The sequence below is a fragment of the Streptomyces sp. NBC_00341 genome, from assembly GCF_041435055.1.
GTDB lineage: Bacteria > Actinomycetota > Actinomycetes > Streptomycetales > Streptomycetaceae > Streptomyces.
On record NZ_CP108002.1, the window covers coordinates 1,602,927 to 1,626,653 of the forward strand.

20 protein-coding genes are annotated in these 23,727 nt (G+C 72.8%); 9 read left to right on the plus strand and 11 right to left on the minus strand.

The window, feature by feature from the left end:
* Nucleotides 1–22: 22 nt before the first annotated feature.
* Entirely contained in the window at nucleotides 23–1,312 is a 1,290-nt protein-coding gene (locus OG892_RS07110; RefSeq protein WP_371628711.1) for a glucarate dehydratase family protein, read from the minus strand.
* A 155-nt stretch (nucleotides 1,313–1,467) separates the two neighbouring features.
* Here OG892_RS07110 and OG892_RS07115 point away from each other — a divergent pair, with 155 nt between their 5' ends.
* On the plus strand, nucleotides 1,468–2,496 hold the full coding sequence (locus tag OG892_RS07115) for a phosphotransferase family protein (RefSeq protein ID WP_073739384.1): 1,029 nt from the start codon (nucleotides 1,468–1,470) through the stop codon (nucleotides 2,494–2,496).
* Nucleotides 2,497–2,504: 8 nt separating this feature from the next.
* Nucleotides 2,505–3,719, plus strand: coding sequence for an acyl-CoA dehydrogenase family protein (locus tag OG892_RS07120; protein WP_073739357.1), 1,215 nt, complete (start codon nucleotides 2,505–2,507; stop codon nucleotides 3,717–3,719).
* Between the two features lie 77 nt (nucleotides 3,720–3,796).
* Here OG892_RS07120 and OG892_RS07125 read toward each other — a convergent pair whose 3' ends face one another.
* On the minus strand, nucleotides 3,797–8,329 hold the full coding sequence (locus OG892_RS07125) for a HEAT repeat domain-containing protein (RefSeq protein ID WP_371628712.1): 4,533 nt from the start codon (nucleotides 8,327–8,329) through the stop codon (nucleotides 3,797–3,799).
* Nucleotides 8,330–8,391: 62 nt separating this feature from the next.
* Entirely contained in the window at nucleotides 8,392–8,556 is a 165-nt protein-coding gene (locus tag OG892_RS07130) for a hypothetical protein (protein ID WP_199884560.1), read from the minus strand.
* Between the two features lie 74 nt (nucleotides 8,557–8,630).
* Here OG892_RS07130 and OG892_RS07135 point away from each other — a divergent pair, with 74 nt between their 5' ends.
* Nucleotides 8,631–9,515: a LysR family transcriptional regulator gene (locus OG892_RS07135; RefSeq protein WP_371628713.1), complete on the plus strand. Its 885-nt coding sequence runs from the start codon at nucleotides 8,631–8,633 to the stop codon at nucleotides 9,513–9,515.
* Between the two features lie 4 nt (nucleotides 9,516–9,519).
* Here OG892_RS07135 and OG892_RS07140 read toward each other — a convergent pair whose 3' ends face one another.
* Genes OG892_RS07140 through OG892_RS07150 form a run of 3 tightly spaced genes read right to left on the minus strand, consistent with a single transcriptional unit; the run spans nucleotide 9,520 to nucleotide 12,580 of the window.
* Entirely contained in the window at nucleotides 9,520–10,113 is a 594-nt protein-coding gene (locus tag OG892_RS07140; RefSeq protein WP_073739354.1) for a TetR/AcrR family transcriptional regulator, read from the minus strand.
* 47 nt (nucleotides 10,114–10,160) lie between these two features.
* Nucleotides 10,161–11,819, minus strand: a complete 1,659-nt coding sequence (locus OG892_RS07145) for an AMP-binding protein (protein ID WP_371628714.1) — start codon at nucleotides 11,817–11,819, stop codon at nucleotides 10,161–10,163.
* Nucleotides 11,816–12,580 carry an SDR family oxidoreductase gene (locus tag OG892_RS07150; RefSeq protein WP_073739353.1) on the minus strand — a complete coding sequence of 255 codons (765 nt, stop codon included), beginning with the start codon at nucleotides 12,578–12,580 and terminating at the stop codon, nucleotides 11,816–11,818. The genes OG892_RS07145 and OG892_RS07150 overlap by 4 nt, the downstream gene beginning before the upstream one ends.
* A 182-nt stretch (nucleotides 12,581–12,762) precedes the next feature.
* On the opposite strand from OG892_RS07150, the gene OG892_RS07155 reads away from it, so the two are divergent.
* Nucleotides 12,763–14,049, plus strand: a complete 1,287-nt coding sequence (locus OG892_RS07155) for an exo-beta-N-acetylmuramidase NamZ domain-containing protein (RefSeq protein WP_371628715.1) — start codon at nucleotides 12,763–12,765, stop codon at nucleotides 14,047–14,049.
* A 45-nt stretch (nucleotides 14,050–14,094) separates the two neighbouring features.
* On the opposite strand, the gene OG892_RS07160 is transcribed toward OG892_RS07155, so the two are convergent.
* Nucleotides 14,095–16,935 (minus strand): penicillin acylase family protein, encoded by a 2,841-nt coding sequence (locus tag OG892_RS07160; RefSeq protein WP_371628716.1) that lies wholly within the window; start codon nucleotides 16,933–16,935, stop codon nucleotides 14,095–14,097.
* A 231-nt stretch (nucleotides 16,936–17,166) separates the two neighbouring features.
* On the opposite strand from OG892_RS07160, the gene OG892_RS07165 reads away from it, so the two are divergent.
* Nucleotides 17,167–17,778: a hypothetical protein gene (locus tag OG892_RS07165; RefSeq protein ID WP_073739350.1), complete on the plus strand. Its 612-nt coding sequence runs from the start codon at nucleotides 17,167–17,169 to the stop codon at nucleotides 17,776–17,778.
* Nucleotides 17,779–17,918: 140 nt separating this feature from the next.
* Here the strand turns inward: OG892_RS07165 and soxR are convergent, their stop codons facing one another.
* Nucleotides 17,919–18,401 carry a redox-sensitive transcriptional activator SoxR gene (soxR, locus tag OG892_RS07170; RefSeq protein ID WP_073739349.1) on the minus strand — a complete coding sequence of 161 codons (483 nt, stop codon included), beginning with the start codon at nucleotides 18,399–18,401 and terminating at the stop codon, nucleotides 17,919–17,921.
* Nucleotides 18,402–18,532: 131 nt separating this feature from the next.
* On the opposite strand from soxR, the gene OG892_RS07175 reads away from it, so the two are divergent.
* Entirely contained in the window at nucleotides 18,533–18,994 is a 462-nt protein-coding gene (locus tag OG892_RS07175; protein WP_327336150.1) for a MaoC family dehydratase, read from the plus strand.
* 24 nt (nucleotides 18,995–19,018) lie between these two features.
* On the opposite strand, the gene OG892_RS07180 is transcribed toward OG892_RS07175, so the two are convergent.
* From OG892_RS07180 to OG892_RS07190, 3 genes are all read right to left on the minus strand, one after another.
* Complete coding sequence (locus tag OG892_RS07180; protein ID WP_327336151.1) at nucleotides 19,019–19,642, minus strand: TetR/AcrR family transcriptional regulator; 624 nt, start codon at nucleotides 19,640–19,642, stop codon at nucleotides 19,019–19,021.
* A 79-nt stretch (nucleotides 19,643–19,721) separates the two neighbouring features.
* Entirely contained in the window at nucleotides 19,722–20,012 is a 291-nt protein-coding gene (locus tag OG892_RS07185) for a YiaA/YiaB family inner membrane protein (protein WP_199884559.1), read from the minus strand.
* Nucleotides 20,013–20,129: 117 nt separating this feature from the next.
* On the minus strand, nucleotides 20,130–21,281 hold the full coding sequence (locus tag OG892_RS07190; protein ID WP_371628717.1) for an acyl-CoA dehydrogenase family protein: 1,152 nt from the start codon (nucleotides 21,279–21,281) through the stop codon (nucleotides 20,130–20,132).
* A 64-nt stretch (nucleotides 21,282–21,345) separates the two neighbouring features.
* On the opposite strand from OG892_RS07190, the gene OG892_RS07195 reads away from it, so the two are divergent.
* The 3 genes from OG892_RS07195 to OG892_RS07205 are packed head-to-tail and all read left to right on the plus strand — an operon-like array spanning nucleotide 21,346 to nucleotide 23,721.
* Nucleotides 21,346–22,020 (plus strand): TetR/AcrR family transcriptional regulator, encoded by a 675-nt coding sequence (locus tag OG892_RS07195; RefSeq protein ID WP_371628718.1) that lies wholly within the window; start codon nucleotides 21,346–21,348, stop codon nucleotides 22,018–22,020.
* 15 nt (nucleotides 22,021–22,035) lie between these two features.
* The gene (locus OG892_RS07200) at nucleotides 22,036–22,746 is read left to right on the plus strand and encodes a winged helix-turn-helix domain-containing protein (protein WP_328867599.1); all 711 of its coding nucleotides are present in this window, start codon (nucleotides 22,036–22,038) and stop codon (nucleotides 22,744–22,746) included.
* Between the two features lie 33 nt (nucleotides 22,747–22,779).
* Nucleotides 22,780–23,721: a DMT family transporter gene (locus OG892_RS07205; protein ID WP_073739344.1), complete on the plus strand. Its 942-nt coding sequence runs from the start codon at nucleotides 22,780–22,782 to the stop codon at nucleotides 23,719–23,721.
* Nucleotides 23,722–23,727: the final 6 nt, after the last annotated feature.

Consider the following 23,727-nt stretch of genomic DNA (forward strand, 5'->3'; position numbering starts at 1 on the left):
CAGGCCGTCCCGGGGCCGGGGCTCACCAGCGCGGGATCGACGGCGTCCGCCAGCCGGGCTCGGCCTTGCGCATCGCGGCGGCGTCGTCGCGCTCGCGCATCGTGCCGTCGTCGTCGAGCCAGCGGCGGTGCAGTGCGGCCAGCCGCTCCCGGTCCAGCTCCACGCCGAGGCCGGGGGCGTCGGAGACGGTGAGCCGGCCGTCCTCGAAGACGTGGCGGGTGGTGATGACGTCCTCGGTCTGCCAGGGGTAGTGGCTGTCGCAGGCGTAGTCGAGGTTGGGGACGGTGGCCGCGACGTGCGTCATGGCGGCGAGGCTGATCCCGAGGTGGGTGTTGGAGTGCATGGAGAGCCCGACGCCGAAGGTGCGGCAGATCCCGGCCAGTTCACGGGTGCGGTGCAGTCCGCCCCAGTAGTGGTGGTCGGAGAGGATGACCTGCACGGCGTCCCGGGCGAAGGCCTCGGGGACCTCCGCGAGGGTGGTGACGCACATGTTGGTGGCCAGCGGTACGTCGGTGCCGGCCGCGACGTCGGCCATCAGCCCGGTACCGGCCGCCGGGTCCTCCAGGTATTCGAGCACGCCCTTGAGCTGCTCGGCGACGTACAGCGAGGTCTCGACGGACCAGGCGCCGTTGGGGTCGAGGCGCAGCGGCTGACCGGGGAACGCCTCGGCCAGCGCGCGGACCGCGGCGATCTCCTGCTCCGGCGGGAAGACACCGCCCTTCAGCTTGAACGAGGAGAAACCGTAGTCGCGGGCGAAGCGTCGCGCCTGGGCGACGACTCCGGCCGGGTCTACGGCCGCTCCCCAGTCGTCCCGCTCGCCGCCCTCGGGGTGCTCGGCCCAGCGGTAGAAGAGGTAGGCGCTGTACTCGACGGTGTCGCGGACCTTGCCGCCGAGCAGCGCGTGCACCGGCAGGCCGAGGGACTTGCCGAGCGCGTCCAGGCAGGCCACCTCGAAGCCGGAGACCACCGAGAGCCGCAGCTTGTCCGCGGTCTGGACGCCGCGCAGCCCGCCCGCGTCGACCCGCTCGTCGGCGGCGCGTGAATCCGCGCACACCTCGTCGGCGAGGGCGAAGAGCCCGTTCACATCGCTGACCGGGCGGCCCGGCAGGGCGGCGGCGAGCGGCTCGGCCAGTTCGAGGTACTTGCCGTCGCCGTAGGTCTCCCCGACGCCGGTCACTCCGCCGCGGGTGACGACCTCCACGACGAGGCGCGGGGTGTAGGGCTGGTGGACGCCCTGGGTGTTGAGGAGCGGCGGGTCGGCAATGAGGATCGGGGTCAGCCGGACTTCTTCGATCAACAACGCTGTATCCATACGTGAACTCTATTCAGAGATGAGACTGAATACCAGAGGCTGGGCAGCCGATCACACCGGAGCGGTCACATCCGGTTCCGGGAGTTCACTGGACGACATACCGACTGGTCGGCATCATGAACACCGACCGTTCATCCATCCCGGAGGTGCGCACGATGAGCCCAGTCCACCCGCCAGGCCTCGACCTCGACCGGTTGCGCGGCCACCTCGACCGCGAACGGCCGGGCCTGGTGAACGGACCGCTGGACGCCCGGCTCATCGAGGGCGGCCGTTCGAACCTGACCTACGCCGTCACGGACACGGACGGCACCGGCCGCTGGGTCGTCCGGCGCCCGCCGCTGGGTCATGTGCTGGCCACCGCGCACGACATGAAGCGCGAGCACCGGGTGATCAGCGCACTGCACCCGACGGCCGTCCCGGTCCCCGAGCCGATCCTGCTCTGCGAGGACGACTCCGTCATCGGCTCGCCGTTCTACGTGATGGAGTACGTCGAGGGCACCCCGTACCGCACCGCGGAACAGCTCGCCCCGCTCGGCGCGGAGCGCACCCGGGCGGCCGTGCTCGGACTGGTCGACACCCTGGTCGAACTGCACGCCGTGGACCCGCAGGCGGTCGGACTCGGCGACTTCGGGCGCCCCGAGGGCTTCCTGGACCGGCAGCTGCGCCGCTGGGGCAAGCAGCTGGACGCCTCCCGCAACCGCGAACTGGCGGGCATCGACGAGCTGCACGCGGCGCTCGGCCGCACCCTGCCGTCCTCCCCCGCACCGACGGTGGTGCACGGCGACTACCGCCTGGACAACGTCCTGATCGGCTCCGACGACCGGATCAGGGCCGTGCTCGACTGGGAGATGTCCACGCTCGGTGACCCGCTCACCGACCTCGGCCTGCTGGTCATGTACAGCTCCGACCTCGGGCTGCCCGAGTCACCGGTCTCCACCACGAGCGGCGCGGCCGGCCACCCCTCCCCCGCCGAACTGATCGAGCGCTACGCCGCCCGCTCCGGCCGGGACACCTCCGCCATCTCCTGGTACACGGCGTTCGCCTGGTTCAAGCTCGCCGTGATCCTGGAGGGCATCCACTACCGCTACACGCAGGGCCAGACCGTCGGCGGCGGCTTCGACCGCATCGGTGATCTCGTCCCCGTCTTCATCGCGCACGGCCTCACCACCCTCCAGGAAGGCTGATCAACCCCATGGACTTCGCATTCGACGCCCGTACCGAAGAGCTGCGGGCCAAGCTGCTCACCTTCATGGACGAGCACGTCCACCCGGCGGAGCGGACCGCGCAGGAGCAGCGGGAGGGGCTCGCGTCGCCGTGGGACACCCCGCAGGTCGTCGAGGACCTCAAGGCCGAGGCGCGCAGGCAGGGGCTGTGGAACCTCTTCCTGCCGGACGCCGAGTACGGCGCCGGGCTGACCAACCTCCAGTACGCCCCGCTGGCCGAGATCCTGGGCCGCTCACCGCAGTTGGCGCCGACCGCGCTGAACTGCGCGGCGCCGGACACCGGGAACATGGAGGTGCTCGCCCAGTTCGGCACCGACGCGCAGAAGAAGCAGTGGCTGGAGCCGCTGCTGGCGGGTGAGATCCGGTCCGCGTTCGCGATGACGGAGCCGGAGGTGGCGTCGTCGGACGCGACCAACATCGAGACCCGGATCACCCGTGACGGCGAGGACTACGTCATCAACGGGCGCAAGTGGTACATCTCCGGGGCGATGAACCCGGACTGCGCGATCTTCATCGTGATGGGCAAGACCGACCCGGACGGCGACGACATCCGCCGTCAGCAGTCGCAGATCCTCGTCCCGCGCGACACCCCGGGGCTGACGGTGAAGCGCGCCATGAAGGTCTACGGCTACGAGGACCACTACCACGGCGGCCACGCCGAGGTGCTCTTCGACAACGTGCGGGTGCCCGCGACGAACCTGGTGGGCGAGGAGGGCGGCGGTTTCGCCATCGCCCAGGCACGGCTGGGACCGGGCCGCATCCACCACTGCATGCGGCTGATCGGCATGGCGGAGCGCGCCATCGAGCTGATGTGCCGGCGCGCGGTGTCCCGCACCGCCTTCGGCAAGCCGCTCGCCCAGCAGGGCGTGGTGCAGAACTGGATCGCGGACGCCCGGGTCCAGGTGGAGCAGTTGCGGCTGCTGGTGCTGAAGACGGCCTGGCTGATGGACACGGTGGGCAACCGGGGCGCGCACACCGAGATCCAGTCCATCAAGATCGCCACTCCGCGTGCGGTGGTCTCCATCCTCGACCAGGCGGTCCAGCTGTACGGCGCGGGCGGCGTCAGCCAGGACTTCCCGCTGGCCGAACTGTGGGCGGCGGCGCGGACGCTGCGGCTGGCGGACGGCCCGGACGAGGTGCACCAGCGGTCGCTGGCCCGCCGGGAGATCAAGAAGTACCTGTAGCCGGGGAGCGGTTACGGGACCGGCGACGGACCGCGTCAGCGCCCGTCGGCCCCAGGAGCGGTTGGCGGCGGACCGCGTCAGTGCTCGTCGGCCCCGATCCGGTCCAGCAGGTCCGTGTACAGGGGCCGCCGGTCGGGCCGGGCGCGGGCGGCGGCGTGCCGGAGCGCGGGGACCGCCGCCCCGCCCAGCCCGGCCAGCGCCTCGGCCGCCGCGTCGCGCACGGTCGCGTGCGGGTGCCGGAGCAGTCCGGTGACGGCGGGGAACGCCGGCTCCCAGCCCGCCCGGCAGAGCGTGCGCAGGGCCATGCGCACCACGTCCGGCCGGGGGTCGTCCAGCAACTGCCCGGTGCGGCGCAGGTACTCCGTCCGGTCGAGCATCGCGCGCGCGGTGCGGTGGGCCCGCAGCCGGACCCGGGGCCTGGGGTGCGTCAGCAGCTCACCGAGCAGGTCGACCAGGCGCGGGTCCCGGTCCGGTCCGGGGCCGGTGTGCGCCTCGGACAGCTCGGTGAGCGCCCGGCAGATCTGCTCGGGGGCGCCGGTCGCGGCCAGGTCCATCAGCTCACGCCGGGTTCGGGGGCGCCGCGTCGCGGCGGGACGGGCCGCGTCCCGGTCGCGGAGTGCGGCCAGGGCAGCCGCGTCCTGCCGTCCGGCGTCCGGCCCCCGCAACGGCCCGTCCACCAGGACGATCCGGTCCGCGAGTTCGTCGCGCCCTTCGGTACGCAGCCGGTGGCGGGCCCGCGTGAGCGCCGGGGTGCGCAGGAGCCGGCGACCGGTGAGCAGGTCCAGGAATCCCCAGGCCCCGGCGTCGAGCCGGTCGCCCAACGCTTCGGCCAGCGCGTCGGCGGGATGGGCGCGGAGCACGTCGGTGACGGCCCCGGCCGAGGCGGGCGGCGTGTGCTCCCACCACTCCAGCAGCAGCGGGACGAGCCGTTGCCGCTCCTGCGGTTCGAGCCCCGCGGCCGCTTCCGCCACCCGGTCGCGCCGGATCGCGTCGCCCCGGAGTTCGCTCACACTGATGGCGCCGAGCGCGCCGCCCACGTCGGCTGCGGCGGGCCGGGCGATCCGTCCGGTCAGGTACGCGCGCAGCACCGCCAGTCGGGCCTCCGGCTCCGGCCACCGCGCCAGCGCCTCGGCCGCGGTCTGCCGGCGCCCCGCCTCCGCCGAGCCGAGCATGGTGAGCAGCCGCTCCCGCAGGGCGGCGGAGCGCGGCTGGTCCAGGTCGTCGGCGTGGACCCGGCGCGGGGCCGGCTCCGGTGCGCGGGCGCTCTCCGCGAGGGTCCAGGGCGGCGCGTCCAGGGGCTGGAGCCGGGTCATCCAGTCGACGAGGGCGGACCGGACCCCGGGGGCGGCGCCGTTGTGCGCCTCGATCAGGGCGGCCAGCCGGATCCGGGAGGGGACGGTGCCGTCGTCCGTGCGGCGGAACTCCGCCAGTGCGCCCGGCTCCCGGACCGCGTCGGCCAGCGCGGACCGCCAGGCCCGTGCCGCGTCCGGCCCGGGTGCGGTGGCGGGCGCGGGCTCCGTTACCGCGAAGGCCTCCCGGAGCACGTCGGTCGCGGCCCGCGCGGGCTCTGCGCAGAGCCGGGCCTCCGCGAGGGCGCGGTCGAGGTCGGCGCGGACCGGTATCGCGCCGAGGCGGCGCAGCAGTGTCAGCGTGGAGCGGCCCGGCACCGCCGGTGCGGGGGCCAGGGCGCGGACCGCGGTGACGGCGGCCGGTCTCCCGGTGGCCGCCAGCAGCGGCGCCGCCGCTTCGAGTACGCCGATCAGCGCGTGCCGGTCCGCGTCGCGGGCGTCGGCCAGCGCGTCCAGCAGGAGCGGGAACGACCGGGCGAGCACGGTGAGTTCCGGGCGGCTCAGGGACCAGGAACAGAGCCTCAGCGTGAACCGCATGACCGGGGCCCCGGTCCCTGGACGCGAGCCCGCGAGCGCGAGCCAGTCGGCCAGCATCGGGCGCAGCCGTTGGGCGCGCAGGGAACCCAGCGGCTCGTCCCGCGCCACGAGGCGCAGTGCGGTCCCCTGGTCCCAGCCCCCGGTCACCAGGGCCTCGATGTCGCGGTCCGTCCCGGCCTCCGCGGCGGGGTCTGAGGCCGGGACGGTGATCCCGTGCGCGGTCATGGCCGGCGCCAGATCCGTCACGGAGCCGTCGGCCAGTGCGACCGCGCGGGCGGCCACCAGGGTGAGTAGCGGGTACGCCACCGGGGACCGCTGCTCGTCCAGTGCGCGCACCGAGCGCGCGGTGACCACACCGTGCAGGCCCACCAGCAGCCGTCGCCGGGTGGCGTCGTCCTGGCTGTGCTCGGCGGCGGCGACCAGGGTGGCCGGGTAGGCGTCGCGGAGGACGGCGCGCAGGGCCGCGACGAGGGACTCGCGCAGACCGGGGTTGCCGTCCTGCCCGAGCATGGCCAGGAGCTTCGGGACGGCCTGCGGTGAGCCCGCCCTGACCAGCGCATCGGCCGCGGTCTTCCTGATGTTCATGTTCGGGTGGTCGAGGCAGGCGGAGATCGCGCCGCTCGCCCAGTGGGCCCGGACCTGGCCCAGGGCGAGCAGGGCCTGCCGGACGGTCTGGATGTCCTGGGCCCTGGTCAGGGCGGTCAGGGACGCCGAGAGTGCCTGGGTGTCCTCCCCGGTGGCGTCGTGGGCGAGCAGGGCGATGACGTGCTTGCGTACGTGCCGGTCGCGGTGGCGCAGCAGTCGGTACACCCGTGCGCGGGTGCCCGTCCAGTCCGCCCTGAGCAGCAGTTCGAGCAGGACCACCCGCTCGTCGTCGGAGCGTGCGGGGCCGTCGAGGAGGTCCAGTGCCGTGCTCGCGACCAGGGCGTGCCCGGCCTCCTGGGCGTCCGTGGCGTCGAGCAGGCAGACGGGCCGGATCGCGCCCCGCTCGTGGAGCCGGCGGCCGAGGGCGGTCATGGCGTCCAGGACGTCCTGCGGCACCACGGGCTCACCGGCCGGCTGCCCGTGCTCCCCGGTCCGGGGCGCCGCGTCCGGGCTCCGCGAAGCGGCCAGGTCCGCCACGATGCGCGACAGCAGGTCCGCGATGACCGGGAGGGTCGCGGCGTCGCCGTGGGCGGCGAGCCGGCACAGCGCCGCCACCGGCGCGTCCGGGTCCAGGTGGGAGCTGAGCAGCGCCAGTTCGGCGGCGTCCGGTCCGCCGAGTCCGGCCGCGACGCGCGGCGGCAGATCGACGGGGTCGAGCCGGGCGAGCAGGGCGCGGCGCAGGGCCGGATCCCGATTCAGCTGCCAGAGGAGTTCGAGGGCCCGGCCGCGCACGGGGCGCAGGTGGGGCGCCGTCCCGCCGGTGCTGAGGCCCAGCCCTTCGCGCAGGGCCCGTACCGTCGGTTCGCCGCCGATCGCCTCCAGGGTGTCCAGGGCAGCGGCCGGTGCCGAGGGAAGCAGGGCGATGACGGCTTCTTCCGCGTCTGTGTGGCGCAGGGCGCGGATCGCTTCGAGGAAGGGCACGGGTGAGGGCGCGGAGGGCAGTAGGCGGGTGACGGCGTCCCCGGCCGGGAGGTCGCCCGCCCCCTGTCCGGCCAGCGCGACGAGCAGGGCGAGCCGTCGCGGCCAGGCCGGATCCGCGGCCGGGGCGTTTGTCAGTACCTTGAGCGCCTCGTTCCGGGAGGTGTAGAGGACGGTCGCCACGTCGCGGGCCGGGATGGAGTGATCGGCGAGGGCGAGGCCGACGAGGGCGGGGACCTGGTCGTCGTCCGGGAAGTGCCCCCGGCGGTGGAGCCCGCGCAGGCAGGCCACGGCCGGGCCGCCGAGCAGCAGCGGATCGCGGGTGGCGGCGGCCGTCAGGGCGCCGATGTCGTCGCGGTCCGCCAGTTCACCGAGCAGTTCCATCCCGCTCCGGCGCAGGCCGGGCGTCAGCCGGGGGTCCTCGACGACCCGGCGCAGCAGTTCGCGGTGGCCGTGGCGGGCGGCGGCCACGAGGGCGGCTTCGGCCACCGGGGGCCGTTCCCGTACCGGCTCCGGGCCCAGGAACGGGGCGAGGAGGCCGGGCGGCAGCGGGGCCGCCGCCGCCCATGGTTCGGCGAGTGCGCCGAGCGCGCCCGCGACGACCGGGGCGCTGTCCGCCGCCAGCAGTCCGATCAGCTTCTCCCGGACCGTCGCCGGGGCCAGCAGTCCGGTGTGCAGTGCCTCGCGGGCCAGTCGCAGCGCCTCGGCCCTGAGCACCGGATCGCCGCTGTCCGCCAGCTCGTCCACCAGCGGGCCCGGCCGGTGCGTGACGCTGATGTCCAGCTCGCGCACGGCCTGGTACAGGAGCTCGCCCGGGGTCTCGTCGCGGAGGACGGCCGGGTCGTGGAGCACATCGGCGCGCAGCCAGGCGATGCGTACCGTCGCCGGAAGGTGGCCGGCCGCGCGCCACCGGGGCCGGGGGCGGTCCGTCAGCCGGTGGCCGAGCCGCTCGTAGAGCCGGGCCAGCAGGAGGTCGGCCTCCGGCGGTCCGGTGAGGGACTGGGGCAGCAGTCCGGCGAGTGTGTCCATCTCCCCGTCGGACGGGGGGCGGGTGGCGACGAGTTCGGTCAGCCGGACCAGTGCCGTGTGACGCTGCCCGGGGTCCTCCTGCCCGATCTCTCGTCCCAGGGTGTGCAGCTCTTGTCCGGCCGGCGTCCGCATCGTCGGATGCTAGCCGGACGCTCCCGGGGCCCACCAACGCGTTTCGGGCCCGCGCCTCCGGCTCAGTAGCCGCCGTACGGTACGTGGTCGGCGAGTGCCAGCTCGCGGGCGAAGGCCCGCACCCGCAGCAGGCACCGTGCCAGGGCCCGGACGGTGCGCGGCCGGTGCGGCCCGTAAGCGACGGTCCACAGGGCGGGGACCCGCGTCGTTGTCTGGATGTGCGCCATGTATCCAGCGTGAACCCGTCGGCCGGTTCGGTCCAACAGATGGATTCGCTGGCTGCCATCGCTACCGTAGATGGATGGAGATTCGCCAGCTCCGCCACTTCATGGCGGTCATCACGCACGGCAGCTTCACCGCCGCCGCCCGCGCCGAACTGATCGTGCAGTCCGCGCTGAGCACGTCCGTGCGCAATCTCGAACGGGAGCTGGGCGCCGACCTGTTCGACCGCACCGGCCGCCGGGTGGTGCTGACCGAGGCGGGCCGGGCGCTGCTGCCGTCGGCGCGGACGGTCCTCGCGGGGACGGACGCGGCGCGCGACGCGGTGGCCGCCGTCTCCGAGCTGGCCACCGGCCGGGTGCGGATCGGCACCATCCAGACGCTGACCTGCGTGGATCTGGCCGCCGAGCTCGCCGCCTTCCACCGGCTGTGGCCCGGGGTGCAGATCTCCCTGCGCGAGGCGACGACCCCGGAGCTGCTGGCGGGGCTGCTCGCCGGTGAGCTGGACCTCGGCTTTCTGGCGCCGGACGCCGCCGGACTCCCGGACGGCCTCGCGGCGTTCGCGTCCTGGCAGGAGGACCTGGTCCTGATCACCGCCCCAGGTCACCGGCTGGCGACGGCCGGGCGCACCCTGGTCAAGGACCTCGCCGGGGAGCCGTTCGTGGACTTCCGGGCCGGTACCGGTCTGGAGACGGCGGTGCGGCGGCTGGCCGCGCACTGTGGTCTGGAGCGCCGGATCACCTGCGATGTCACCCAGATCCGGCTGCTGGTGGATCTCGTACGGGCCGGCATCGGTGTGGCGATCGTGCCGCGCCGGATCGGTGAGGATGCCGGGCTGCCGTGTGTGAGCATCCGGCAGCCGGAGCCGGGCCGGACGGTGATGCTGGCGGGCCGGACGCCCCGGCCGCGCAACCCTGCGGCGGTGGCGCTGCTGGACCGGCTGGCCGGTGGCGGTGGTCCGGAGTGACGGATCAGGGCCGCAGCGCGCGCAGCAGCAGATCGGCCAGGTGGTCGGCGACCTCCTGCTGGGTGAGCGGGCCGTCGGGGCGGTACCAGGTGGACAGGTGGTGGACCGAGCCGAAGTGGTAGTCGACGATCAGGTCCGCCGGGGTGGCGGTGGAGAACACCCCGCTGCGCTGCCCCTCCTCCACCAGGGCCCGGAAGCGCTCGTGGTAGCGGCGCCGCTCCAGCCGGACCTGCTTGTTCTTCTCGGGGCTGAGGTGGTGCATCGAGCGGAAGAAGATCGAGGCGTCGTCGAGGTTCTCGATGGTGGTGACGACCACGTCGGCCGCCGCTTCGCGCAGCCGCTGCTCCACGGGGGCGTCGGCGTCCGCGAAGGCGTCGAGGCGCTCCTGCTGGAGCCGCAGCACCCGGGCGTAGACCTCCTGGAGGAGGTCCTCCTTGGAGCCGAAGTAGTGGTAGAGCGCGCCCTTGGTGACGCCGGCCGCCTCGACGATCTCCTGGACCGAGGTGCGGTCGTACCCCTGTTCCGCGAAGAGCCGGGTGGCGGCGGCGAGCAGCCGCTGGGGAACGGGGGTGCCGCTCCCGTCCGTCGCCTTGGCCATAGCCGCCGCCTTCCTTCCGTGCGTAGTGCGTAGTGCGTATGTGGGTTCTACCGGGGTGAACGCAGTTCCCGCCTGAGGATCTTCCCACTCGCCGTCTTGGGGAGTTCGGCCAGGATCTCGACTTCGCGCGGGTACTTGTACGCGGCGAGCCGTTCCTTGCAGTACGCGCCCAGTTCGTCCGGTTCCACCGAGGCGCCGGGCCGCAGGCTGACGTAGGCGCGGACCGTTTCGCCCCGGTAGGCGTCGGGGACGCCCACGACGGCCGCCTCGCGGACGGCGGGATGGGTGTAGAGGACGTCCTCCACCTCGCGCGGCCAGACCTTGAAGCCGGAGGCGTTGATCATGTCCTTCTTGCGGTCGACGACGTAGAGCCAGCCCTGGCGGTCCATGAAGCCGATGTCGCCGGTGCGCAGTTCGCCGTCCGGGAAGGCGGCGGCGGTGGCCTCGGGAAGCCGCCAGTAGCCGGAGACGACCTGCGGTCCGCGCACCGCGATCTCGCCCTGCTCGCCGAAGGGCACGTCCGCGCCGTTCTCGTCGATGATCCGCACCACCGTGTCCGGGCCCGGCACGCCGACCGAGAGGGTGCCGGAGACCGGGTCCACGGGGGCCTCCCGCTCGGGCGGTACGGAGGCGCAGGGCGCGGTGCACTCGGTGAGGCCGTAGCCGTTGCGGATGTACGGGCCGAAGCCCGCCCGGAACTTCTCCACGAGCGCGGGCGGCAGCGGTGCGCCGCCGGAGGAGATCACCCGGAACGAGGAGAAGTGCTCGGGCGTGACTCCGGGGGTCGCGGCGAGCGCCATGAAGGCGGTGGAGGGGCCGACGGTGTAGGCGGGGCGGTGCTCGGCGAAGGCGTCGAGGACGACGCCGGGGTGGAAGCGGTACGCGAGGACGAGGGTGCTCGCATGGGCGAGGCAGACGGCCAGCTGGCACACCATGCCGGTGATGTGGAAGAGCGGGGCGAGCGCGAAGTAGGCGGAGCCCTCGGCGATGGGGTGGCCGGTGCGCTGGCGCTCGACGTTGACCATGATGTTGCCGTGCGCGTTCATGGCGCCCTTGGGGGTGCCGCTGGTCCCGGAGGTGTAGCTGATCAGCGCCACGTCGGTGGCCGTGAGCTCCCGGTCGGCGGGGGCCGCGAGCCCCTGCCGCGCGACGGCGACCAGATCGTCGGCGTCCTCGGCGGCGGGCAGCCTCTCGAAGTTCAGCACCCGGTCGTCGCTCGTGGTCTGGAAGTCGAGCTCGCAGGCCGTGAGCGCGATCCGGACGGCCGGGGCGGCGGCCGCCGTGTCCCGCAGATACGACGCCCAGGCCCGGTCCGAGCAGATCAGCGCGGAGACCTCGGCGTCCTTCAGCACATGGCCGACCTCGCCGGACTTGTACATCGGGTTGAGCGGGACGACGGTCGCCCCGGCCTTCCAGGCGCCCAGAAGGGCGATGACGAAGTGCGGCGAGTTCTGCAGCATGATCGCGACCCGGTCGCCGCGCTCCAGCCCCCGGGCGGCGAGGTGGCCGGCCACGGAGTCGGAGAGCGCGTCGGTCTCGCGGTAGCTGAGGCGCCCGTCGAAGTAGGCGAGCGCCGGGTGCTCAGGGCTGCGGGCCACCGAGTCCCGGAAGGCGTGCACCAGGGTCGCGGCCGGGTGGACGGGGGCCCGCTGGGCCTCGCTGAGCAGCGGCAGCCAGGGCTTCGCCGCGTAGATCGACTCGGTCATGCGCCGGTCGCCTCCCACTTCTGCTGGAGATGGTTCATGCTGCCGAGCCACTGGTCGGTGTCCTTGGCCCTGGCCCGGTAGTACGTGGCGACCTCGGGGTGCGGCAGGACGAGGAAGCGGTCCTCTGCCATCGCCGCGAAGAGCGCGTCCGCGACGGCCTCGGGCTCGATGGCGCTGGGGGCGAGGACGAGCTCCCCCGCCGATCCGGCGGCGGTCAGCATGTCGGTACGCACGCCCTGCGGGCAGATCGCGTGGACCTTGACGCCCCGGTGGCCGTAGGTGAGGGCGAGCCACTCCGCGAAGGCGACCACCCCGTGCTTGGTGACGCTGTACGGCGCCGCGCCGATCATCGTGAGCAGTCCGGCGGCCGAGGCGGTGGAGACGAACCTGCCGCTGCCGCGCTCCAGCCAGTGCGGGAGCAGCGCCCTGGCCGCGCGGACGTGGGCCATCACGTTGACGTCCCAGGCGTCGGCCCAGACCTCCTCGGCCGCGAAGACGTCACCGGGCGAGGCGAGCCCCGCGTTGGCGCAGTAGATGTCCACCGTGCCGTCCAGGGCGTCCCTGGCGGCGTCGACGATCCGGGAGGCGTCCCCCGCGACGGCGGTACCGCCGATCTCCTCGGCCAGCGCCTCGATCCGGCTCGCGTCGAGGTCGTTGACCACGACCCGTGCGCCCTCGGCCGCGAATCTGCGGGCCAGCGCGGCTCCGATGCCGCCTCCGGCCCCGGTGACCACTACGCCCGCGCCCTGCACCGTACTCATCGGTCCTGCCTCTCTGCCGACTGCACCAGCAGACTAACCAGTCGGTATGTCGTCGGGGAAGGGGCTGGCGCCTCTCATGCGTCACGCCTGCCACATCGGTCACGTCCGGCTCGTTCCCTGCGGCCCGAGCGCGCGCTAGCGTGCGTGACCATGACAGACGTCGCGATCATGGAGGTAGCGGAATGAGCCTGACCAGGCGTGGTTTGCTGGCCGCGGGCGGTGCCGTGGGGGCCCTCGCGGCGACGGCTGCTCCCGCAGCCGCCGGTACGTCGCACGGCAAGGGCCACGGGCACGGGGACGGACACGGCGGCGGGCACGGCAGCCTCCGTACCGGCTTCGACCGGCTCTCGGCGGACGGCTACGCGCTGCTGAAGGGGCAGCGGGTCGGCATCGTCACCAACCCGACCGGGGTCACCTCCGACGTACGCCACATCGTCGATGAGATGCACGCGGACGGACGGGTCGATCTGAAGGCCGTCTTCGGCCCGGAGCACGGCTTCCGCGGCACCGCGCAGGCGGGCGGCTCCGAGGGCCGCTACGACGACCCCGCGACGGGGCTCCCGGTCTACGACACCTACCTCAAGAGCGGGCAGCCGCTGGCCGACGTGTTCACGGAGTCCGGCGTCGACACGATCGTCTTCGACATCCAGGACGCGGGCGCCCGCTTCTACACGTACATCTGGACGCTGTACGACTGCATGGAGGCGGCGGCCCTGGCGGGCAAGAGGTTCGTCGTCCTGGACCGGCCGAACCCGGTGTCCGGGCGGGCGGCCCTCGGACCGGTCCTCGATCCGGCCTTCGGCACCTTCGTGGGCCGCCGGGAGATCGCCCAGGCGCACGGCATGACGGTCACCGAACTCGCCCTGCTGTTCAACGGGGAGTTCCTCGCGGACCGTCCGGCCGAGCTGGAGATTGTGAAGATGTCGGGGTGGTCGCGCTCGGACTTCTTCGACGCGAGCGGTCTGCCGTGGGTGCCGCCGAGCCCCAACATGCCGACGCCCGACACGGCGCTCGTCTACTCGGGCACCTGCCTGTTCGAGGGCACGAACCTCTCCGAGGGGCGCGGCACGACACGCCCGTTCGAGCTGCTGGGCGCGGAGGGGATCGACCACACCTGGGCGGCCGCCGCCAACGCGCTCGACCTGCCCGGAGTGGCCTTCCGCGAGGCGTACTTCGCGCCGACGTTCTCCAAGTTCGAGGGGAAGACGGTCGGTGGGGTGCAGGTCCATGTGCGCGACCGGGAGGTCTTCGACCCGGTGCGCACCGGGATCGCGCTGCTGGTCACGGCGAAGCAGACGTGGAGCGGGTTCGCCTGGCGGTCCGACAACTGGATCGACAAGCTCACCGGCAACACCCGGGTCCGCACCATGATCGACGCGGGTGCGGACACGGATGAGGTCGTGGGGGCGTGGGCGAAGGATCTCGCCGCGTTCCGGGCCGTGCGGAAGCGGTACCTGCAGTACCGGTGAGGTGGTGCCGGGCGGGCCCGTCGGACACGGGCCCGCCCGGATCGCTCAGCGGTGCGCCGGGAACTCCACCACCTGCTGGTACGTCGGGCGGTTCTGCCAGTGGATCGCCTTCTGCCCGATCCCGCCCAGTGCCCGGTGGATGATCGAGTCGGTGCACCACTGCTCACCGGCCTTGCAGTTGTCGTCGGCCGGGTAGACCTCGGCCGCCGGTACCGCCGCCGCCTGCTTCAGCGTGGACAGCAGCGCGGCGCGGCAGCTGCTCAGATCTCCGTTGCCACAGTAGGACCTGGCCAGCGGCCCCTTGACCGGCTGCCCGAGCACTTGGCGCAGGTCCTTGTCGGCGAAGCCCCACCAGCCGTACTGGAAGGCCGAACCGCTGTGCGCGCCGCTCGGTCCGTGGCTGGCCGCCGGGGACTCGTCGGTGGCGAGGTTGGCGGTCAGCGCCCCGTACAGGTTGTCGCCGAGCCCCGGCTTGAACTCCGCGTCGATCAGCTTCGGCCACCACGCGTCCATGATCCGTACCGCGTCGGCGTAGGTGTACGCGTGCGAACCGGGACTGCTCTCCTTGCGCTGGGCGCCCGCCGCCCGCCAGGAATCCAGCTGCTGGACCACCGCGTTCAGGTCCGGGTCGGTGACCGGCTGGGAGCGGATGACCTTCAGCAGTTCGGGCAGCAGCTGCTCGCCGCGCAGATCGGTGAGTGCGGCGTCCGCCATCGCCCGGGCGAGGGAGGCGCGGGTCACGCCGCCCTCCTGGACCAGCTTCGACACCCGCTCGTCGAGCAGATCGGCCCGGTGCACCGCGCTGAGCCCGAAGCCCGCGGAGGCGTACCCCTCGGCCTGCTTGTTGTTCCAGGAGACGTAGTAGTCCTGGCCGCTGGAGTGCGGGTGCTCGGCGAACGGGGTGTAGTCGGCCGTGTTGGCCGCCCGGTCGTACCCCTGCCACTCGTACGCCTTCTCGGCCTTGATCGGCAGTGCCGGGTCGACGCCGGGGGCGCGCACCGGGTTCATGCCGCTGTTGTAGAAGGCGGCGGTGCGCGAGTCGGCGTAGAACCAGTTGAAGGCGTAGTCGATGTTGCTCGCCGCGCGCTGGAAGGAGGCGGCGTCGGAGACGTACGAGGGGTCGTTGAGCATCTGGAAGCCGATGATCGAGTCGGCCTCGTGCCGGTAGGTGGTGCGCAGCGAGGTGTACGCGACCGGCTTGCCGCCCACGGTGGCGCGGTGGGTGACCACTCCGTAGCCGGTGCGCCACACCTGCATCCGGTAGGAGCCCTTCGCGGTGGAGTCCGCGACGGTGGGGCTCCAGGAGTTGGTGCGCTCCAGCTTCTCCATGGCGGTGCAGTCGCCCCGGTAGAGGTAGTGCGTGGAGTTCTTGGTGGGCGCGGAGCCGTCGGGCTCGCACAGTTCGACGGTGTAGGTGTCGGTGATGTCCTGGCCGGCCGAGGTGGCGCTCCAGGCGTAGTCCTGGCCGCGGCCCATCTGGATGTACATGCCGACGCCGGCGAAGGAGACGCCGCGGGCGCTGATGCCGGGGCCCTGGATCTCCTGGAGCATCATCAGCTGCGGGGCGAAGTAGCCGGTCTGCGGGCCGAACACGGCGATCGGGTTTCCGCTCGCGGTGCTCTTGCCGGAGACCAGCAGCGCGTTGGACATGCCGCGCTTCTGGGCTCCCGTGCCGGAGCCGGGGAGCGAGCCCTCGGGGATGACCCCGTCGTCGTAGATGCCCTGGGCCTTCTTGAGTTCGGCCGGTGCCTTGACCGGGGCCTTCGCGTTGGTGCCCGCGGAGCCGGTGCGGTCGTGGATCAGGGGTTCGGCGGTGACGGAGCCGGGGTCCGGGAGGGCTGTGCCGACGGCCTTGTCCGGCTTGTTCGCGTACGGGAAGGAGGTTCCGTCGTGGACGGTGAGCACCGCCTCCGGGTCGTTGCGCTGCCGGAACGACTCCCAGACCTTGGTGCCCTCGGCCACTCCGTACTTCTGCTGGGCGGAGAGCAGCGAGAGCGCCGCCTGCACCTCGCCGCCGCCCCCGCCGCCGAACTGGCCGCCGACGACGGAGGCGATCGAGATCAGGTCGGTCAGCTCGAACGGCTGGATCTCACCGACGTTGGTGATGGCGTCGATCTTTCCGGTGAGGACGTACTCGCCGGGGAAGTAGCGGCCCTTCTTCGACTTCTCGCGGTAGGAGTTGATGCCGTCCACATAGGCCTGGGCATCGGCCATGGCCTGCTCGCCGCGGGGGCCCTCGTGGGTCCGTATGTACTCGACCTGGGCTTTGAGATCGTCCTCCGTGTACGGGGCCTGCGGCCAGAACTGCTGCTCCAGGCCCTGGTTGGCCAGCGCGCCGCCGGCGAACGAGGTCAGCTGCCCGCGCCCGATGTGGCGGAAGAGGTCCATCAGCCAGAGCCGGTCCTGCCCGGCCGCGAAGCCGGCGCCGAACTCGGTGCCGTAGCGGGTGGTGCCCTTGATGTGCGGGACGCCGGACACCTTGTCGCGGGTGATGGTGACGTCGTCGCGGGGCGAGGTGACGGATTCGACCTGGTCCTTCGGGACGCCGAAGGAGGCGTCGTTGAAGAAGTCGGTGAGCTTCTGGTCGGTCAGGCCGGTGTGTCCGGCCACCAGCCCGTCGTAGCGGTCGAGTTGGTCGTCGCTGTGCGCGGGATGGGTGCCGAACGCCTTGTTGCCCAGGATGTCGACGAGGGTGGCGTTGCCGTTCTCGCCGGGGGGCAGGATGTCGTCGCACTGTCCCTGGCAGTAGTCGGGTACGGGATCGGGCTCGGCGGCGCCCGCGTGGGGCGCGGTGGCCAGCAGAGAGGCACCGAGTGCGAGAACGGCCGCGATCGTGGCGGCCCGGAACTTGCCGGTGCGGGCGGTGGTGCCGGTGCGTGGGGGCATGCGTGCTCCTCGGAAAGGCCGATGCGCCGGACGTTACCGGCGGTATGACCCGTCGGTAAGGTGAGCATCAGTCACCTTTTCCGAATCGCCACATGCGGTCACATGACGACCGGTCATCTCAGCAGATGGACGACCGCACTCATGGATGGAGCCGATCCGGGCAGTCGTACGTCCATTGAGTTGACGCCGAATTTCGGGCGACGGAGTACGAACGACGGAGGTGGCAGCGCAATGGCCGGTTTCCGGAGTCTTGCGAGACAGGTCCGCGATCCGCGGAGCGATCTGGCACTGCGGCGGTACTCGCTGCGCAAGTGCCTGGAGCGCTTCGCCCCTTACGGACACCGGGCGACCTGGGATCACCTGTGTGCCCGGCACGGAATAGAGCCCGAGGACCGGGCCCCCGATCCGGCGCGGCTGACGCGCGCGCTGGAGGAGCTGGAGACGGCCCGCGCGGTCTGGCTGCACTACGAGGCGGGGTTCGCCGAGCGCCGCCGGCGGGAGAAGCACGACGGACTGCGCCGGCCCGGCGCGTTCGACGACTGGCACCGGCGCACCTGGGGCGGGAACGGCGTCGCGCGGTGCGACGACCCGGCCGTCCACCCCGCGGCGCCGCTCGCGGAGGTACTGGCGCGGCTGATTTCCGCCCTGGAGTCGGAGCCGGGCAACGGCTGCCCGGTCTGCGCGCAGGGCCGGATCGCCTGGCGGCAGGACCTGGACAGCGAGCCGTGGTCCGGTCCGGTCTGCACCGGCTGCGGAATCGTGGTGCCGCAGCCCGTACTCACCCGGGCGGCGCTGGCGAAGGCCCGGCGGACCCGGCTGTGCGGCCTGGCATCGGTCGCCTGAGGACCTGAAGGAACGGAGCGGCCCGCCCGGCGTCCGAGGGACGCACGGCTGCCGGACGGGCAACACATACACGGCGGCCGGACGGGCAACACGCGCAGGCGGCTGCCGGACGGGCAACAACACACGTACGGCCAGGCGCCTCAGCGCCCTTCCCCGGCCCCCTTCGCGAGCTTGCCCGGCAGCAGGCGCGAGCCACTCATCCGTTCGCCGGAGATGTCGTCCGGGTTGGAGAGCACGCAGTTCTCCAGCGACAGGCAGCCGCAGCCGATGCAGTCGGTGAGGTGGTCGCGCAACCGCGCCAGCTGCACGATCCGCTCGTCCAGCTCGGAGCGCCACGCCTCGGAGAGCCGTGCCCAGTCGTCGCGGTTGGGGGTGCGCTCCTCCGGGAGTTCGGTCAGCGCGTCCCGGATGGTGGCGAGCGGGATGCCGACCCGCTGCGCCGCGCGGATGAAGGCGACCCGGCGCAGCGCGTCACGGTCGTAGCGGCGCTGGTTCCCGCTGGTGCGGCGGCTGCTGATCAGCCCCTTGGCCTCGTAGAAGTGCAGGGCCGAAACGGCGGCGCCGCTGCGCGCGGAGAGCTGGCCGACCGTGAGTTCATGGAGTGTCTGCGGGATCTGGGGCACCCCTCGAACCCTACGTGGCCTCGTCCCGGCCGGTCCGTCGTTGACAGGAACGCACCCGCGAACCATGCTGAGCAAGCGCTTAGACAGGCGCGACCACGGATGGCCGAGAGCGGGAAGGCAGGGCCAGGGACATGGCAGAGCCGAGGATCTTCACGTCCGCGCAGGAGCTGCGCGACGGGGTGGGCGAGCAGCTGGGGCACAGCGACTGGCTGGAGATCGAGCAGCAGCGGATCGATCTCTTCGCGGACGCCACCGGCGACCACCAGTGGATCCACGTGGACCCGGAGCGGGCGAAGGCCGGGCCGTTCGGCACGACGATCGCGCACGGCTACCTCACGCTCTCGCTGCTGCCGGCCCTGGTGCCGCAGGTCATGCGGGTCGAGGGCATGAAGATGGGCATCAACTACGGGACCAACAAGGTCCGTTTCCCCTCCACGGTGCCGGTCGGGTCGCGGCTGCGGGCGACGGCCGTCCTGAAGAGCGTCGAGGAGGCGGGCGGCGGCGTGCAGGTCACCGCGGTCGTCACGGTGGAGCGCGAGGGCGGCGACAAGCCTGCCTGCGTGGCCGAGTCGGTGTCGCGGTACTACTTCTGAGCCCTCCGCCCGGAGGCGGCCGGGTCAGCGTCCGGCCGCGACCATGCGCAGCACGAGGCCGGCGTACAGGTCGCCGACCTCGTCCGGCGTCCGGCTGCCCTGGGCGTTGAACCACCGCGCCACGTCGATGCAGAGCGAGAGCACGGCGAGCGTGGTGCCCGGCACGTCGGGGACGTCGAACTCCCCCGCCGCCACGCCCTCCCCGATGATCCGGCGCACCACCGCGTCGCTCCGGCGGCGCAGTTCGATGATCTCGGCGCGGTGCTCCGCACCGAGGGCGTCGAGTTCGTACTGCACGACGCGGGCGGTGGTGTGCCGCTCGGCGTGCCACTGGACGAAGGAGCGGACCGCGGCGGCCAGCCGCTCCGCAGCCGTGCCCTCACCGTCGGCCGCCGCCTCCAGGACGGCCAGGGCGCGGTCGTGGCCGATCCTGCTGATCCGGTGGAGCAGCTCTTCCTTCGTCTTGTAGTGGATGTAGAGCGCGGCGGGGCTCATTCCGGCGCGGCCCGCGATGTCCCGGGTGGTGGTCGCGTGGTACCCGCGCTCGGCGAAGGCGTCCACGGCGGCGACCAGAAGCCGCCTGGCGGCCTCGGGCGTCACTTCGGCCCACGGCGCGCTCTCGCCGTCGGTCTCCTCCGCCGTGCTCATCGTCATGGCCCCTCTCGGTCAGGACGAACACCATACCCTGTTCCTGAGCAAGCGCTTAGGGGTCCGGTGGATGAGATCGTCAGAGCTTCTGGAAGGGGTCGTGCTCGGCCAGGATCTTCTCCAGCCTGGCCTGGTCGACCCGGCTGACCAGCTGGCCCGCCTCCTGCCGGTCCCTGATGACCTTGGCCAGGGTGAAGCAGGACGTGACGAGATACAGGACGCCGATGGCGAGGAACCCCCGCACCCAGGCGTCCGCGTCGAGGAAGTAGATACCGAGAGCCACCGCGCCCATCGCCACCCCGAAGGACGCGACGGCCTGACCGTAGAAGGCGGCGGTGCTCTGCTGCTTGACCGATGTCGTCTCACTCATGCCGCCCAGCATCCCGGCGGCATGACGTACACCACATCCGTCCGGGTACTCAGTCCGGTACTCAGACGCCCGTTCGAGCAGCGCGGCGTCGGCCGAGCCGTGCGGCGCCGGACCGCCTCAGAACGCGGAGACCCCCGTCAGCGCCCGGCCGATGATCAGCTTCTGGATCTGGCTGGTGCCCTCGTAGAGCGTCATCACCCGGGCGTCGCGCAGCAGTTTGCCGACCGGGTACTCATCGATGTAGCCGTAGCCGCCGAACACCTGGAGGGCGTTGTTGGCGGCACGTACGGCCGCCTCAGAGGCGAAGAGCTTGGCCTTGGACGCGGCGGTGGCGAACTCCTCGCCCCGGTCGATCAGGTCGGCCACCCGCCAGGTGAGCAGGCGGGCGGCGTCGACGTCCACGGCGATATCGCTGATGAGCTCCTGGACGAGCTGGTAGCCCGCGATGGCCTTGCCGAACTGCTCGCGTTCACCGGCGTACCCGACGGCCGCGTCGAGAGCGGCCTGGGCGATGCCGACGCAGCCGGCCGCCACCGACATCCGCCCCTTGGCCAGGGCGGACATGGCGATCGAGAAGCCCTTGCCCTCGGGGCCGATGAGCGTGGTGGCGGGGACCCGGACGTCCTCCAGCACCACCTCCGCGGTCGCCTGGCCGCGCAGTCCGAGCTTGCCGTGGATGGTGCGGCGGGTGAGGCCGGGGGTGTCGGCGGGGACCAGGAAGGCGGATACGCCCTTGTGGCCGGGGGTGTCGTTGGTGCGGGCGAAGAGCAGCACCACATCGGCCCAGGTGCCGTTGGTGATGAACATCTTGGAGCCGTTGATGACGTAGTCCCCGCCGTCCCGCACGGCCCTGGTCGTCAGGTTCCCGGCGTCCGAGCCGGTGCCCGGCTCCGTGAGCCCGAAGCAGCCCACCGCGTCGCCCGAGGCCAGCCGCGGCAGCCACTGCCGCTTCTGCTCCTCGTCACCCCAGGCGGCGATGGTCTTCGCGACCAGCCCCAGGGATACGGAGACGATGCCCCGGACCGAGGAGTCGCCCCGGCCGAGCTCCTCGGTCACCAGGCAGTACGCGAGGTGGTCGCCGCCCGAGCCGCCGTACTCCTCGGGGACGGTCAGGCCGAGGAAGCCGAGGGAGCCCAGCTTCTTCACGATCGACTTGTCGACGCTCTCGGCGCGGTCCCACTCGACGACGTGCGGCGCGATGTCGCGGGCGACGAACTCCTTGGCGAGCTGCCGGACGGCTTCCTGCTCCTCGCTGAGCTCCAGGTTCATCAGTCGGCCCTCCACCTTAATTAGCACTGCTAGTTTTAGCTGCGCAGGGCCTACTATGTGCCGCATGGCCCGCCCGCGCAAGCCCCTCCTCAGCAGAGACCGCATCGTCGCGACGGCGGGTGCCCTGGTGGACGCCGAGGGGCTCGACGCCGTCTCGACCCGCCGGCTGGCGGCCGAGCTCGGGGTCAGCGGCCCTTCGCTCTACAACCACTTCCGCAACAAGGACGAGATCCTGGACGCGGTCGCCGACGCCGTCTCCGCACAGGTCGACCTGTCGATGTTCGAAGAGTCCGACAGCCGTGACTGGCGGGCCGCCCTGCACGACTGGGCGGTCTCCTATCGTGCGGCGCTCACCGAGCACCCGCACATCGTCCCGGTGCTGGCCCAGGGCCCCGGCCGCCGCCCGGCCGGTCTGCGGGTGGCCGACGCGGTGTTCGGCGCCATGGTCCGCGCGGGCTGGCCGCCCGCCCAGGCCACGTACATCGGCGCGCTGATGCGCTACTTCATCACCGGCTCCGCGCTCGGCTCCTTCGCCCGGGGCTTCGTGGACGACGAGACCGCGTACGACCCCGCCGACTACCCCCACCTCGGCCAGGCCCATCTGCTGGCCGAGCGCCGCCAGCAGGTCGACGAGGGGGCCTTCGAGACGGGGCTGCGCGCGCTGATCGACGGACTCGCCCTGCAGTACGCGCCGCCCACCGCCACCGGAACCGTTCGGCCCGCGCCGAAGCGTTCCTGACGCATCCTGGAACACATGGCATATCCCGACCCCGCCGCGCCCCGGCTCGCCGCCCTGGCCGCCCTCCTCGCGGACGAGACCCGCGCCGTCTTCTGCCTGGCCCTGCTCGACGGCCGGGCCTGGACCGCGGGCGAGCTGGCCCGGCACGCCTCGGTGGCCCCCTCGACCGCCAGCGAGCACCTGGGCAAGCTCGTGGCGGGCGGGCTGCTGGCCGAGGAGCGACAGGGCCGGCACCGCTATCTGCGGCTCGCCGGTGAACAGGCCGCGCACCTGGTCGAGGAGCTGGCGGGCCGGGAGGCGCCCGGCCCCGCCGCCCGGCCGCGCACCCTGGGGGCGTCGGGCGCCGACAGCGCGCTGGCCCGCGGCCGCACCTGCTACGACCATCTCGCGGGCCGCATCGGACTCGCGATCACCGATGCCATGACCGCACGGGGGCTGCTGCGGCAGGACACCGGCTTCGCGCTCACCGACGCCGGGCTCGGCTGGTTCGGCGCGCTGGGCATCGGCCTGGAGACCCGGTCGCGGCGCCCTCTCGTCCGCGGCTGCCTGGACTGGACCGAGCGCAGGCCTCATCTGGCGGGGACCGCGGGCGCCGCTCTGTGCCGCCACGTGCTGGAGTCCGGCTGGTGCGTACGGATCGGGTCCGGGCGCGCGGTGCGGGCCACCCCGGACGGGGAACGGGCCCTGGCCGCGCGGCTGGGCATCGATCCGGCGACTATTCGGTAGGCGCCGAAGGATCGCGGCCTTACGGTCGGGGCCATGACGACTATCCCCGCCCCCGCACCGCGCTCCGACTGGCGGGCCCCAGCCGCCGCCTGCACCACCGTGGTGCTGTGGGCCTCCGCCTTCGTCTCCATCCGCAGCGCGGGCGAGGCCTACTCCCCCGGCGCGCTGGCCCTCGGACGGCTGCTCACCGGCTCGCTGGCACTGGGCGCGCTCCTGCTCGTACGGCGCGAGGGCCTGCCGCCCAGGGCGGCCTGGCCGGGGATCATCGTCTCCGGACTGCTCTGGTTCGGCCTGTACATGGTGGTGCTCAACTGGGGTGAGCAGCAGGTGGACGCGGGGACGGCCGCCATGGTCGTGAACATCGGGCCGCTGCTGATCGCGCTGCTCGGCTCACGGCTGCTCGGCGAGGGCCTGCCGCGCCGGCTGGCCCTGGGCATGGGCGTGTCCTTCGCGGGCGCCGTGGTCGTGGGGCTCTCCATGTCGGGGAAGGGCAGCTCCCCGGTCCTGGGCGTGCTGCTCTGCCTGCTGGCCGCGGTGACGTACGCGGCCGGGGTGGTCGGCCAGAAGCCCGCACTGGGGCACGGCTCCGCGCTCCAGATCACCACGTTCGGCTGCCTGGTCGGTACGGTGGCGTGCCTGCCGTTCTCCGGTGCGCTCATCTCGGACGCCGCCGGCGCACCCCTGTCCGCGACGCTGAACATGGTCTATCTCGGCCTCTTCCCGACCGCGCTGGCGTTCACCACCTGGGCCTACGCGCTGGCCCGCACCACCGCCGGGCGGATGGGCGCCACCACCTACGCGGTGCCCGCGCTCGTCGTGCTGATGGCCTGGCTGCTGCTGGACGAGGTGCCCGCGCCGCTCACCATCGGCGGCGGGCTGCTCTGCCTCGCCGGGGTGGCCGTGTCCCGGACACGGCCGCGGGCCGGGCGGGCGCCGACGCGTCCCGCCCGGCCCGTCAGCACGAACCAGAGCTGAAGCTTT